Genomic DNA, 13471 nt, shown 5'->3' on the forward strand with positions numbered 1-13471 from the left:
TCTGGTGCTTAAGGCGTCGCCGGATTGAAGGTCGAGACGGCCCAGCCCATGCGTTCATGGCCGTACTGGTTCCAGATCGGGCTCTTGCCGCCGGTGAAGGAGGTGTAGCGCGGCGCGCCGCTGCCCGTGGTAGAGCCGAACAGGCCGGAGGTGATGGTGCTGCCGGTGTAGGTCGGGTGGGTGTCGTCGGACTGGATGTAGTCGTAGCTGCTGCCCGACGAGACGAAGTGCGTGTTGGCGTCGCGGATGGTGGAGCGCAGCGCGGTGGTGATGCGGTTCACGTAGCTGTCCTGGCTCTCGCCGGCCACGTAGCGCAGCGCGTCGGAGTCGATCTGGCCGTCGCCGTTGCTGTCATAGTCGCCGCCCATGTACTGCGCGAAGTTGTCGGCGCAGGTGAAGCCTTTCTGGCGCGCCGTGTCGCACATCATGTAGTTCATGCGCGCCAGCGAGAGCAGGAAGCGGTCCTGCATCTTGACGGTCTGGCCGGTGCTGGCGTCGGTGCACGAGCTTTGCACGTTGTCGGCCGCGTAGCCAGGGTAGTGCAGGTTGGAGATCACCTTCAGCTTCACGCCGGGATAGGCGTTGGCGTTGATGTAGTCCATGGCCGCCGCCACGTAGGTCTTGCAGCTCGCTTCGGCGTTGTCGAGCACCGTGTAGTCGCAGGTGCCGCTCTGGCTCTTGAAGCTGGTGCGCGCCTGCAGGCCATCGTTGCCGCACATTTCGAACGTCACCACGCGCGTGCTGCTGGCCTGCATGTAGGAACGCTCGGCCACGATCTTGTTGTTGTACACGTCCGAAGCGACGGCGCCGGACTTGGTGCGGCGCACGCTCTCGATGTCGGCGCCCCACAGGGCGGACATGTATTCCGCGTCCACCGTCGGCGCCGAGTACTTGGCGGCGCTGGTGATGGAGCCGTTATAGCCGGCATAGATGGAATCGCCGTAGGCCACCACGCGGTACTTGGTGCTGGTGTTGGCGCGGTCGATGGTCCACGAGGCGTTCTGGTTCAGGGTGCTGGCCGACGCTTCGGCGCCGGCGGCGAGCAGGGCGAGCAGGGGTAGCAGGGTGCGTAGCGAGTGGCGAATACGGGTAGGCATGCAGTGTCTCCTTGGTGTGGTTATATGTGTGGACTGCGTCTCTGTGGAATGCGGACTACGCTTAAATGTATTGCAAAATCAAGTGTAAAAACCGAGCATGCGCTCGTAATTCAGCGAAAAATCTGCATGTAAATTAATTTGTTGTATTTTCACAATACTGTCGAAGTGGCCAGTTTTTTCGTCCGGCACCTTTTTTTTGCCGATGCGACAACTGGCGCTGGTGCGCTACACTGGGACTCCTTTTCCGCACGGGAGATTGCGCCATGCGTTATGCCATCGTTTCCGATATTCACGGCAATTTGCCGGCCCTGCAGGCGGTGGTGCGCGACATTGCGCGGCGCGGCGTGGACCGGGTGATCAACCTGGGCGATTGCGTGTCCGGCCCCTTGCTGCCGCAGGAGACGGCCCAGTTCCTGATGGCGCGGCGGGACTGGATCCACCTGGGGGGCAACCACGAGCGCCAGTTGCGCACGCCGCGCGGGCGCGAAGCGTCGGATGCGTTCGCTTTTGCCCAACTGGGGCAGGCGGAGCTGGACTGGCTGGCCACGCTGGAGCCGGCCTTGCGGCTCGACGCGCAAGTGCAACTGTGCCATGGCACGCCGCGCAGCGATTTCGAATACTTCCTGGAGTCCGTCGAGCCCACCCATGTGCGGGCCGCCACGCTGGCCGAGATCGACGACCGGCTGGCCGGCTGCGACGCCGAGCTGATCGTGTGCGGCCACACCCACGTGCCACGGGCCATGCGCTCGGCGACGGGCCAGCTGATCGTCAATCCGGGCAGCGTGGGCTTGCCGGCCTACGACGACCATCGCCCCTGTTTCCACGTGATCCAGAATGGCTCGCCGGACGCCCGTTACGCCATCGTGGAACAGGCCGATGGCGGCTGGCAGTGCGACTTGATCGCCGTGCCGTACGGCCACGCGGCCATGGCCGACCTGGCGCGCCGCAACGGCCGCACGGACTGGGCACGCGCACTGGCCACCGGCTACGTATGAAGAAACCGGGAAAGAAGCGGGGAACGGCCACGGAATCAAGCCGCCGCCACAATTGCGAGGGATGTAGTCGCCGGCAGGTCTAGAATGATTGCATCGCTCGCCGGCCAGGGCGGGCCATCCACCAGGAGGGATCAACATGAAGCCGCAGCGTTGTTCGATACTTTTCGCCGCCCTGTGGGCTGCCGGTGCAGCCAGTGCGCAGACGGCGCCGGAGCTCAAGCCGCCATCGGAAGCGAGCATGCCATCGGGGCCGCGCGGCGCGGCCATCGCGGCCGGCAAGCTGCTGTTGAGTGAAACCCACCAGCGTTTGCCCGGCAACGTGGGTAATGGCCTCACTTGCACCAATTGCCACATGACGGGAGGCACCATTGCGCAAGCTTCGCCATGGGTGGGTATCTGGGGCGTGTTCCCCGAATACCGCGCGCGCAGCGGGCGCCTGATTTCCTTGCAGGAGCGCGTCAACGATTGCTTTGAGCGGTCCATGAATGGCAAGCCGCTGGCCTTCAATTCCGACGAGATGAACAACATCCTCGCCTACATGCAATGGCTGTCGGCCGGGGTGCCGACGGGCGTCAGCGTCAAGGGCCGCGGCTTCGGCCCGATCGACCAGAAGCTGGTGCCCGACAGCACGCACGGCAAGCAGGTCTATGGGGAGAAATGCGCCAGTTGTCATGGCGCCAGCGGCGAAGGCTTGAAGAACGGCGCCGCCTATGCGTTCCCGCCGCTGTGGGGGCCGGCTTCGTTCAATGACGGCGCCGGCATGGCGCGCACTTACACGGCGGCTGCCTTCGTCAAGTACAACATGCCGTTGGGGCAGGGTGGCACGCTGTCGGATCAGGACGCGGTCGATGTGGCGGAATATTTCACCCACCAGCCACGTCCCGTCTATGCCGGCAAGGCCAAGGACTGGCCCAAGGGCGACCGGCCGAAGGATGCCCGCAACTGACATCCAAAAAAAATGCCGTTCAGTCTCGCTGAACGGCATTGCCGGGATGCCGGTGCGGTCTTCGCGCCGCGGGTGTTCAGTTGCGCACGACGGTGCCGTTGGCGTTGCGGACCTGGTCGCCAGCGAGCAGGCCGGGGTCGTGGTCGAAGTTGAAGCTGGCGTGCTGGCCGTTGTTGTATTGCACTTCCACGGTCCACACCTTGGTGGACTTGGCTTTCTGCTCGATCTGCTTGCCCGCATAGGCGCCGCCGGCGGCGCCGGCCACGGTGGCCAGTTCGCGGCCATGGCCGCTGCCCACCTGGTTGCCCAGCAGGGCGCCAGCCACGCCGCCGGCGATCAGGCCCAGCGCGCTGCCTTCACCGGCTTTTTCGGTAACGGTGACGTTGACCACCTTGCCGCACTCGTTCATGCAGGCGCCAGTCTTGGCGGGCGAGGCTTTCATCGCGGCCTTGGCCTGGGCGATGCTCTTGTCGTATTCGGACTTGGCGTCGCGCATGCATTGCATGCGGGTGCTGGAATCAGTCTCCTCGGAGCACAGCTTCTTGTCATCGGCGTAGCGGGTGGCAGCGTGCTTGCTGTCGATCGCGTACTGTTCTTTCGCGCTCACGGGCGCCTGGGCCCAGGCGCTGCTCATCAGGCCAGCCAGGCTCAGGGCCAGGATCAGGGGACGACTCGTCATGGTGTTCTCCTAAAGTTATTTATCAGCCATACGCACCGCCAGTGTACAGCAAGTCAAACAGGCGGGAAATTGTTGCGATGAGCATGCCTGCGCCCACCATCAGGGTGAGGACCAGCAGCAGGGCCAGCGGCCAGTGGGAGGCCGATTGCCGGCCCGATTGGGCGTTGTAGAGCGCATCCCATTTCTCGTCCGGCATCAGGCCCAGCACCAGCGCTTCGAGGAATCCAACCAGCGCCGAGATCACCAGCGGCAAGATCTTGTAGAACCAGTCGGCGCCTGGTGCGGCGGCCGCGACCACGGCGGCGGCCGGCACGCTGGCCAGGTGGACCCACAGCCAGCGGTCGCGCGCGCCGCGCAGGTAGAGCCGGTGCCCGCCCAGTCCGCCCAGCACGCTGGCCAGCAGCGTGGCCACGGTCTTGTTCTTGTGGGGATGGTGTTGCGTTTGATGCAAATTGGCCATGGGTTTGCTAACAAATTGCGGGAAAGCACGCAGTATCGGTCATAATACGGCCCCCGGCGGATCTTTTTTGAGATCGCGTGGCACTTGCCCAGTTCGCCGGAACGGGGGATAATCATCGATTGCCCCAACCCGCCCAATTATGTGCATTAATGCTTGCTGCTACGTGGCAAGGCGCGCTATAATTTGCGGCTTTTTCCGTCTCAGCACACTTTTTGGAAATATTATGGTCGTTATTCGTTTAGCTCGTGGAGGCGCCAAGAAGCGTCCGTTCTACAACATCGTTGCAACCGACTCGCGCAATCGTCGCGATGGCCGTTTCATCGAGCGCATCGGTTTCTACAATCCGATGGCAGCTGGTGGCGAAGTGCCGTTCCGCATTACCGCTGACCGCCTGGCGCACTGGGAGTCCGTGGGCGCGCAACTGTCGCCTGCCGTGGCCCGTCTGGTCGCTGCCGCTAACAAAGCAGCCTAAGTCTGGTTTCTGGTTTGACCGATAAGCATGCATCCGGGGTGAAAGTCCCCGACGACTTGGCGCAAGTGGGCTTTGTCTACGGCGCGTATGGCGTTGCTGGCTGGGTGAGGGTAAGACCTTTCTCGGAAGATGCGGATGCATTGCTGAAGGTGAAAACCTGGTGGCTCGACAAGCCGAATGTGCATGACGTGGACGTCAAGCAGGTCAAACTGCATGGCGGCGACGTCGTTGCCCAGTTGGTGGGAGTGAGCGATCGCAACGTGGCCGAAGCGCTCAAGGGCGCTGCCGTCTCGGTGCCGCGCAGTCGTTTCCCGGCCTTGTCGACCGACGAATTTTACTGGGCCGATCTGATCGGCTTGGAAGTAGTGAACTTGCAGGGTGAGCACCTGGGGCAGGTCACCGACATGATGAGCAATGGTCCGCAGTCGATCTTGCGCATCACGCCGGCCACCGCCGCCGACAGCGCTCCCGACGATGAAGCGGCGCAAGAGCGCCTGATTCCATTTGTCGATCACTATGTGATCACGGTGGACAAGGCCGCCAAGCGCATCACCGTCGACTGGGGCCTGGACTATTAAGACTCACCTGTGCAATACGGTACATACGGTACAGTCGGAAGGGACGGTCCATGCAATTTGATGTCGTGACCCTGTTCCCCGAAATGTTTGCCGCGCTGACGCAGTCGGGCGTGACCCGGCGCGCGTTTGAACAACAGAAGTGGGGCCTGACGTTGTGGAATCCCCGTGATTTCACGACCGACAATCACCGCACCGTGGATGACCGCCCCTATGGCGGCGGCCCCGGCATGGTGATGCTGGCCAAACCCCTGGAAGCGACCATCAACGCCGCCAGGCAGCGCCAGACCGATGCCGGCCTGCCCGCGCCGCGCGTGGTGTTCATGTCGCCCCAGGGCAAGCCGTTGACGCACGAGCGCGTCATGCAGCTCAAAGCCGAGCCGGGTCTGGTGATCCTGTGCGGCCGCTACGAGGCGGTCGACCAGCGCCTGATCGACCGTTGCGTCGATGAGGAGATCAGCCTGGGCGACTTCGTGCTGTCCGGTGGCGAGTTGCCGGCCATGGCCCTGATGGATGCCGTGGTGCGCCAGTTGCCCGGCGTGCTCAACACGGACGCGTCGGCCGTCGAGGACAGCTTCGTCAATGGCTTGCTCGATTCGCCGCATTACACGCGGCCGGAAACGTATGAAGGCGTGACGGTGCCCGCCGTGCTGTTGGGCGGCAATCACGCCGAGATCGAAAAATGGCGCCGCCAGCGCATGCTGGAGGCGACGGCGCGCAAGCGCCCCGAATTGCTGGTCCGCGCGCGCGCGGCAGGATTGCTGAGCAAGCAGGACGAACAGTTTTTGGCAGGTTTGTAAACCTGCAGTAGTAAGTAGTAGCAAGTAGCTAGCGGGCATGTTGCCCGCATGTTTAACCCCATCCTCTACTGGGCGAGTGTCTGAACAGCACTCATTGCGCGCCAGCACGATGGTTTTTGGAGTTTAAAATGGATCTGATTCAACAACTCGAGCAAGAAGAAATCGCTCGCCTGGGCAAGAGCATCCCTGACTTCGCCCCTGGTGACACCGTGGTCGTCAACGTTAACGTAGTCGAAGGCACCCGCAAGCGCGCCCAGGCTTACGAAGGCGTCGTGATCTCCCGTCGCAACCGTGGCCTGAACTCGAACTTCATCGTTCGCAAGATCTCGTCCGGCGAAGGCGTCGAGCGTACCTTCCAGCTGTACTCGCCGCTGATCGCTTCGATCGAAGTGAAACGCCGCGGTGACGTACGTCGCGCTAAACTGTACTACCTGCGTGATCGTTCCGGTAAATCGGCACGTATCAAGGAAAAACTGCCAAACCGTCGCCCAGCAGCGGCGAAAGCAGACGCTTAATCGCGTTTGTGTTTGGATGGAAGGGGCGCCGCTGGTGCCCCTTTTTTGCATGTGGAGGTAAGATTCTTGGCCCAGCTTCCGTTCGATCCCCAGCAACTGCCCGTCGACAGCGTGGCCGGCGAGCCAGCCGTCGCGTCCGAGCGCCTGTCGCCGCAGTGGCTGCGCGCACGCTTCGCCGCGCCGCCCGTGTGGACGCCCGAGACGGCGCAGGAATCGCTGATCGCCCGGCCTCAGCCCACGCCAGCGTCGGTGCTGGTGCCGCTGGTGCAGCGCGACGATGGCCTGACCTTGCTGCTGACCCAGCGCACGGCCCACCTGACCGACCATGCCGGCCAGATCAGCTTCCCCGGTGGCCGCGCCGAGGACTACGACGCCGACGCCGTGGCCACGGCGCTGCGCGAATCGGAGGAGGAGATCGGCCTGCACCGGCGCCACGTGGACGTGCTGGGCGCCTTGCCCGACTACCTGACCGGCACCGGCTACCGCGTCACGCCCGTGGTGGGCCTGGTGCTGCCGCCGTTCGAGCTGACGGCCGACCCGTCCGAGGTGGCCGAGATCTTCGAAGTACCGCTGCAATTCCTGATGGATGGCCGCAACCACCAGCGCCTGTCCGTGCAACTGCCCGGTGGCGCGCGCAGCTTCTACGCCATGCCGTACGAGCGCTTCTTCATCTGGGGCGCCACGGCGGGCATGTTGCGCAACCTGTTCCATTTCCTGCGCGCCTGACCCGCGGGGCAATCTTGCAATAAGTTTGATTCCGGCACTGCACTGCGTTATCGTAGCGGGCATTACGGCATTGCTGACACAAAGGACGTTTGATGACTTTTCTTTCCATACTCTGCGCGCTGCTGATCGAACAGATGAAACCGCTGCGTGCGGATAACCCGATCTACGCCGAGATCAAGAGTCTGGCGATGCGGATGGAAACCTGGTTCAACGCGGGCCACCCACGCCACGGCCGCATGGGCTGGTTCCTGATGATGGCGATCCTGATGGTGCCCACGGCCTTGATCTACGGCGTGCTGATGCACTACAACCTGACGCTGGCCGCGTTCGCCTGGAACATCCTGATCGTCTACCTGACGCTGGGCTTCCGCCACTACAGCCACTATTTCACCTCGATCCAGCTGGCCCTGAACGCGGGCGACGAGGCCACGGCCCGCGCCCTGCTGGCCGAATGGACCAAGCTCGACACGGTGGGCATGGAAACTTCCGAGATCGCCCGCATCGCCGTCGAAAAATCGCTGATCACCACGCACCGCAATGTGTTCGGCGTGTTCTTCTGGTTCCTCATGCCGCTCGGCCCGGCCTGCGCCGTCATGTACCGCGTGGCCGAGCACCTGGCGCGCGCGTGGAACGAACCCGAGCACATGCGCAATGAAGCGTTCGGCCAGTTCGCCGCCCGCGCGTTCTACTGGATCGACTGGATCCCGGTGCGCCTGACGGCCGTGGCCTTCGCCGTGGTTGGCAACTTCGAGGACGCCATCTACGCCTGGCGCAATTTCGCCGACCGCTGGCAGGACGAGGCGATCGGCATCATCCTGTCGGCCGGCGGCGGCGCCATGGGCGTGCGCCTGGGCACGCCGGCCGAGAACGCGGCCAAGGTGGTGCTGGCCGACGCTTCCACCGTCGATACGACGGACGTGGAGCCGGAAGTGCTGCCCGGCGAGGAGCCGAACGTGCGCGCCCTGCAAAGCACGGTGGGCCTGGTGTGGCGCGCGCTGCTGCTGTGGATGCTGTTGCTGCTGTTGCTTTCCGGCGCCGTCTGGCTCGGCTGACCCGGTCCCGGCATCCAACGGCCAGACAACCGGCTTACAATGGAGCTTGCTTGGGGCAGGGCCGCACCGCGCTGGTGCGGCCCTGCACCGACCCGGCGCCCATCCTGAAAAGCTCGTTTGAAATCAAGGGTTTATGTGGATAGGTCTTCTATAAGATATAATACCTGAAGTTCTTACAGAATCGTACCGCCACCCGGCGCACCTGCCGGGATCTTCCACGCATCCTTGTTACCCACAAGCCGCCTATGGCCGAGTCAGCTCACAACAAGAAAGAACTGCACGACGAGTTCTTTATCCTTGGCGTCACCAGCAATGGCAGACAGTTTCGTCCCAGTGACTGGGCCGAACGCCTGTGCGGTGTCATGTCCTGTTTCCGTCCCGAGGGCACGGCTGGACGCCATTCCCATCTGCAGTTTTCCCCCTATGTCTGCCCGACGGTGATCAACGGCGTCAAGTCGGTGGTGGTCAACAACCGCCTGCGCGACCTGGAGCCGCTGGCTTACCACTTCGTCGTCTCGTTCGCCAAGGACAACGACCTGCAAATCGTGGACGCCTGCCTGGTGCCCGAACCCGAACCGAAGCAAGGCTGAACGGCCGCCCGCCGTGTGCCGCCCTGGCCACCACGCGGTCGTATCCTGTTGAAACCTGCTCCAAGTCATTCCGGCCGCGCTAGTGAACGCCCATTCGCCATGGATCGCGCTACACTGGAATTTTTGCGGAGGAGGGAGCGGCCATGCGTATCGGCGACATCTGTACCGTACAAACTGTGCATTGCAAGCGCGACGTCACCGTGCAGGACGCGGCGCTGTTGATGCGTAACCATCATGTGGGCGACCTGGTCGTGGTCGAGCAGCCCAACGGCGAGCGGGTGCCGGTGGGCATCCTGACCGACCGCGACATCGTCGTCTCCGTCATCGCGCTCGGCCTCGATCCGGCCAGCCTGCTGGTGGGCGACGTCATGAGCGGCGAGCTGATGACGGCCAACGAGGAAGACGACGTCTACGAGACCATCGACCGCATGCGCTTCAAGGGCATCCGACGGCTGCCCGTCGTCAACAGCCTGGGCGGCTTGTCGGGCATCGTCAGTATCGACGACCTGATCGAATTCCTGGCCCAGGAAATGGGCGAACTGTCGCGCATCAGCGCCAGCCAGCTCGAACACGAGAAGCAGGCGCGGCACTGACGGTGCCCGGCCCCGCCGGACCGCCAGCGCCACCAGCGCGGGCGACCACGCGCCCGTTCCCCGCCATGGGCACGGGCAGGTCGGCTTGCATTCCGGCGCCGGCGATAGGTATATAACAATATTTTACGTTTTTACACCGCCACGGCGGCCCGCTTGCGGTTATGCTGGCGTTTTCTGAATTTCCGTAGAGAATTTATGAATACTCCATATGCGAAGCGTGTCGCCGTCTGCGGCCTGCTGGTGTGCAGCCTGTCGTTCCTGGCCCCGCAGGGCGCCTGGGCGCAGACGCTGCCGGCCGGCGTCACCAAAGGGCCGTCCGTGGAAGGCATCACGGAATACCACCTGCCCAACGGGCTCAAGGTGCTGCTGTTCCCGGATGCCTCCAAGCCCACCGTGACCGTCAACGTCACCTACCTGGTCGGCTCGCGCCACGAGAACTACGGCGAGACGGGCATGGCCCACCTGCTTGAACACATGATGTTCAAGGGCTCGCCCAAGAACCGCAGCATCCCCAAGGAATTCAACGAACGCGGCATGGAGTTCAACGGCACGACCTCGTTCGACCGCACCAATTACTACGAAGTGTTCCAGGCCGGGAACGATAACCTGAAGTGGGCGCTGGACATGGAAGCGGACCGCATGGTCCACTCCTTCATCGCCCGCAAGGACCTCGATTCCGAGATGACGGTGGTGCGCAACGAATACGAGTCGGGCGAGAACCAGCCGTTCTCGGTGCTGCTCAAGCGCATGCAGAGCATCGCCTACGACTGGCACAGCTATGGCCGCTCCACGATCGGCAACCGCAGCGATATCGAGAACGTGCGCATCGAAAACCTGCAAGCGTTCTACCGCACCTACTACCAGCCCGACAACGCCGTGCTGCTGGTGGCCGGCAAGTTCGACCCGAGCCAGACGCTGGCCTGGATCAGCAAATCGTTCGGCGCCATCCCCAAGCCCAAGCGCAAGCTGCCCCCGTTCTGGACCGTGGAGCCGACCCAGGATGGCGAGCGTTGCTTCACCGTGCGGCGCAAGGGCGACATGCAGATCGTCGCGCTCGGCTACAAGATCCCGTCCGCGCTGCAGGCCGATGCCGACCCGCTGTCGTTCATGTCCGAAATCCTGGGCGACACGCCGACCGGCCGCCTGCACAAGGCGCTGGTGGAAACGGGCATGGCGGCCGAAGTGTTCAGCTTTGGCCAGACCGGCTACGCGCCGGGGCTGGAAATCATCGGCGCCGTGGTCAAGGCGGGCCAGCCGATTGCGCCCGTGCGCGACGCCCTGATCGCCACCGTGGAGAACTTCGCCAAGACTCCGCCCACGGCCGAGGAAATGGAACGCACCCGCCGTAACTTCGCCAACGGCATCGAGAAAGCCCTGAACGATCCCCAGAAAGTGGGCGTGACCCTGTCCGAGGAAATCGCGCTGGGCGACTGGCGCTTGCTGTTCGAAGGCCGCGACAAGCTGGATCACATCACGCCCGAGCAGGTGAGCGCGGCCGCCGGCCGCTACCTGCGGCGCGACAACCGCACCGTGGGCGAGTTCCTGCCCGACGATGCGCCGCAGCGGGCCGAGATGCCGCCCGCGCCCACCGTGGCCGACGTGATGAAGGACTTCAAGGGCAAGGCCGCCACGCTCCGTTCCGAAGCGTTCGATCCCAGCCAAGCCAACATCGACGCCCGCACCAAGATCCAGACCATCGGCGGCCTGAAGGTGGCCATGCTGCCCAAGAAGAACCGCGGCGAAGCCGTGTCCGTGGACCTGCACCTGCACTGGGGCGATGAGCACAACCTGTTCGGCAAGAGCACCATCATGGCGGCCGCCAGCGACATGCTGATGCGCGGCACGAGCAAGTACAGCCGCACGGAACTGGCCGACGCGTTCGCCAAGCTGAAGATTTCAGGCAGCTTGTACCACTTCGACACGACCGGCCCCAACCTGGACCAGGCGCTGCGCCTGGTGAGCCACGTGCTCAAGGAAGCGAGCTTCCCGGCCGCCGAGTTCGAGCAGATGCGCCAGCAGTGGATCGTCGCCATCGAATCGTCGCGCAACGAACCGCAGTCGCTGGCGCACCAGGCCATGTCCGAGTACTACAACCACTATCCGAAAGGCGACCCGCGCGCCGTGAAGACGGTGGACGAGCAGCTGGCCGAGATCCGCGCGCTCAAGCTGGAGGATGTGGTGGCCTTCCACCGCCAGTATTACGGCGCCTCGCATGGCGAGCTGTCCATCGTGGGCGATTTTGATCCGGCCGCCGCCGGCAAGACCATCGCCGACAGCTTCAACGGCTGGAACAGCCAGGTGGCGTACGCGCGCATCACCAACACCAATGCCGACAAGCCGGCCCTGCACCAGCACATCAACACGCCGGACAAGGAAAACGGCTTTTATGAAGCGCGCCTGAACCTGGACCTGAACGTCAATGATCCTGACTATCCGGCGCTGGAAGTGGCCACCTACATCTTCGGCGGCGGCAGCTTGAAGTCGCGCCTGATGGACCGCATCCGCCAGAAGGATGGCCTGTCCTATGGCGGCGGGGCCGACATCGGCGCCGGCGAGATCGACCGCGCCGGCGGCTTCGGCATGGGCGCCATCGCCGCGCCGCAGAACCTGGGCAAGCTGGAAGCGGCCATCCGCGACGAGCTGGAGCGCGCGCTCAAGGATGGCTTCACGGCGGCCGAGCTGGCCGGTGCCAAGTCCGGCCTCTTGCAGCAGCGGCTGCAGAACCGCGCCAAGGACGAGGTGCTGGCGTCCGGCTGGTCGCGCAACCTGTTCCTGGGCCGCAGCTATGCGTGGAGCCTGGCGTTCGAAAACAAGGTCAAGGCGCTCACGGTGGAGCAGGTCAACGCCGCGTTCCGCAAGTTCATCGACCCGGCCAAGCTGAGCGTGGTGACAGCCGGCGACGACGCCAAGGCCGCCGCCAAGCCCCAGTAAAGCCCGCCAATATTCCCGGCAAACAAAATCGGGGACGTAACACGGTTTTTCCGTACAGGAAAACCGTGTTACGTCCCCGATTTTGTTTGCCGGGAATGTTAGGCCGTGTTGAGTTCGGCCACGAAATCGTACATGTCGCCGCGGAAGATGGAGCGGCAAAATTCCACCGCCCGTCCGTCTCGCAGGAAGCCCAGCCGTTCCACGGCCAGGCCGGCGTCGCCGGGCTTCGCTTGCAGCAGTTCGGCCTGCTCGGCGTTGAGCAACAGCGCGCTGAGCCGCTGCAGCGCCCGCACGGGGCGGTTGCCGGCCTGTTCCAGCGCTTCATACATCGACACCTGCACCGCCTCCAGCGAGGGCAGGGCGGTGGCGACGATGGTGGCGTATTCCAGACACATTGGTATCTCGTCGGCGTAGCGGATGCGGTGGAAGCGGTACACGGGCGCGCCCGGGCTGAGCCGCAAGCGCAACGCTTCCTCCGGCGTCACCGTCCCTTCCGAGCGCTTGAGCCACACGCTGCGCGGCGTGCGCCCGCGCGCCCGCATGTCTTCCGAGAACGAGGTCAGTTTGGCGAAGTTCTTCTCGATGCGGGTGTTGATGAAGTTGCCCGAACCGGGCCGGCGCACCAGCAAGCCTTCCTCCACCAGGCCGTCGATGGCCTTGCGCACGGTGATGCGCGAGATGCCCAGGTCGGCCGCCAGCTGGCGTTCGGCCGGCAGCGCTTCGTCCGGCCCGTACAGGCGCTTGTCGATCGCTTCGCGCAAGGCGCGCTGCAGTTGCTGGTACAGGGGCAGGCTGCTGTGCTGCCCCAGGTTGTGCATGAGCTGGGCTAGCGTAGTCATACGGTGATGTCTCCCGTGGCCGGCCGCGTACCTGGCGCGGCCTTGCATGTCTGTGTGTGGTCTGATCATACCAAAAAGGCCGTGCCGTTGGTATTGTCGTGGTATCAGGCCACTTCCCTGCGGTACGCTGCAATTAATTGCATAAAAGAAAACAAAGTGGTCTGTGTGGCATGCACAACAGGCGAAAAAAATCGCAAAACT

At 63.8% G+C, this 13471-nt stretch carries 15 protein-coding genes; 11 read left to right on the forward strand and 4 right to left on the reverse strand.

The genetic code is table 11. From position 1 onward, the window contains the following. Positions 1 to 8: 8 nt before the first annotated feature. On the reverse strand, positions 9 to 1097 hold the full coding sequence (locus tag H3H36_RS08010) for an SGNH/GDSL hydrolase family protein (protein ID WP_182216066.1): 1089 nt from the start codon (positions 1095 to 1097) through the stop codon (positions 9 to 11). A 263-nt stretch (positions 1098 to 1360) separates the two neighbouring features. Between H3H36_RS08010 and H3H36_RS08015 the strand changes: the two genes are divergently transcribed. Both H3H36_RS08015 and H3H36_RS08020 read left to right on the forward strand, forming a co-directional pair. Next, on the forward strand, positions 1361 to 2092 hold the full coding sequence (locus H3H36_RS08015; RefSeq protein ID WP_182216067.1) for a metallophosphoesterase family protein: 732 nt from the start codon (positions 1361 to 1363) through the stop codon (positions 2090 to 2092). Between the two features lie 136 nt (positions 2093 to 2228). Then, positions 2229 to 3038, forward strand: a complete 810-nt coding sequence (locus H3H36_RS08020) for a c-type cytochrome (RefSeq protein WP_182216068.1) — start codon at positions 2229 to 2231, stop codon at positions 3036 to 3038. Between the two features lie 76 nt (positions 3039 to 3114). Here H3H36_RS08020 and H3H36_RS08025 read toward each other — a convergent pair whose 3' ends face one another. Next, positions 3115 to 3717, reverse strand: coding sequence for an outer membrane lipoprotein (locus H3H36_RS08025; RefSeq protein ID WP_182216069.1), 603 nt, complete (start codon positions 3715 to 3717; stop codon positions 3115 to 3117). A gap of 22 nt (positions 3718 to 3739) precedes the next feature. Then, positions 3740 to 4177: a TM2 domain-containing protein gene (locus H3H36_RS08030; RefSeq protein ID WP_182216070.1), complete on the reverse strand. Its 438-nt coding sequence runs from the start codon at positions 4175 to 4177 to the stop codon at positions 3740 to 3742. A 223-nt stretch (positions 4178 to 4400) separates the two neighbouring features. Here H3H36_RS08030 and rpsP point away from each other — a divergent pair, with 223 nt between their 5' ends. From rpsP to H3H36_RS08075, 9 genes are all read left to right on the forward strand, one after another. Beyond that, positions 4401 to 4649: a 30S ribosomal protein S16 gene (gene rpsP, locus H3H36_RS08035; protein ID WP_182216071.1), complete on the forward strand. Its 249-nt coding sequence runs from the start codon at positions 4401 to 4403 to the stop codon at positions 4647 to 4649. A 14-nt stretch (positions 4650 to 4663) separates the two neighbouring features. Then, complete coding sequence (gene rimM / locus H3H36_RS08040; protein ID WP_220459684.1) at positions 4664 to 5227, forward strand: ribosome maturation factor RimM; 564 nt, start codon at positions 4664 to 4666, stop codon at positions 5225 to 5227. 50 nt (positions 5228 to 5277) lie between these two features. Beyond that, positions 5278 to 6024 carry a tRNA (guanosine(37)-N1)-methyltransferase TrmD gene (trmD, locus tag H3H36_RS08045; RefSeq protein WP_182216072.1) on the forward strand — a complete coding sequence of 249 codons (747 nt, stop codon included), beginning with the start codon at positions 5278 to 5280 and terminating at the stop codon, positions 6022 to 6024. 128 nt (positions 6025 to 6152) lie between these two features. Next, positions 6153 to 6539: a 50S ribosomal protein L19 gene (rplS, locus tag H3H36_RS08050; RefSeq protein WP_182216073.1), complete on the forward strand. Its 387-nt coding sequence runs from the start codon at positions 6153 to 6155 to the stop codon at positions 6537 to 6539. 66 nt (positions 6540 to 6605) lie between these two features. After that, entirely contained in the window at positions 6606 to 7265 is a 660-nt protein-coding gene (locus H3H36_RS08055) for a CoA pyrophosphatase (protein ID WP_182216074.1), read from the forward strand. Positions 7266 to 7357: 92 nt separating this feature from the next. Then, positions 7358 to 8317, forward strand: coding sequence for a CobD/CbiB family protein (locus tag H3H36_RS08060; protein WP_182161188.1), 960 nt, complete (start codon positions 7358 to 7360; stop codon positions 8315 to 8317). 245 nt (positions 8318 to 8562) lie between these two features. Next, positions 8563 to 8907, forward strand: a complete 345-nt coding sequence (locus tag H3H36_RS08065; protein WP_182216075.1) for a DUF3579 domain-containing protein — start codon at positions 8563 to 8565, stop codon at positions 8905 to 8907. Between the two features lie 143 nt (positions 8908 to 9050). Continuing rightward, on the forward strand, positions 9051 to 9500 hold the full coding sequence (locus H3H36_RS08070; RefSeq protein WP_182216076.1) for a CBS domain-containing protein: 450 nt from the start codon (positions 9051 to 9053) through the stop codon (positions 9498 to 9500). 195 nt (positions 9501 to 9695) lie between these two features. Next, positions 9696 to 12431, forward strand: a complete 2736-nt coding sequence (locus H3H36_RS08075; protein ID WP_182216078.1) for a M16 family metallopeptidase — start codon at positions 9696 to 9698, stop codon at positions 12429 to 12431. Positions 12432 to 12529: 98 nt separating this feature from the next. On the opposite strand, the gene H3H36_RS08080 is transcribed toward H3H36_RS08075, so the two are convergent. Continuing rightward, on the reverse strand, positions 12530 to 13270 hold the full coding sequence (locus H3H36_RS08080; RefSeq protein ID WP_182216080.1) for a GntR family transcriptional regulator: 741 nt from the start codon (positions 13268 to 13270) through the stop codon (positions 12530 to 12532). Positions 13271 to 13471: the final 201 nt, after the last annotated feature.

Origin of the sequence: Rugamonas fusca (assembly GCF_014042365.1) — a bacterium.
In the GTDB taxonomy this organism is placed as follows: domain Bacteria; phylum Pseudomonadota; class Gammaproteobacteria; order Burkholderiales; family Burkholderiaceae_D; genus Rugamonas; species Rugamonas fusca.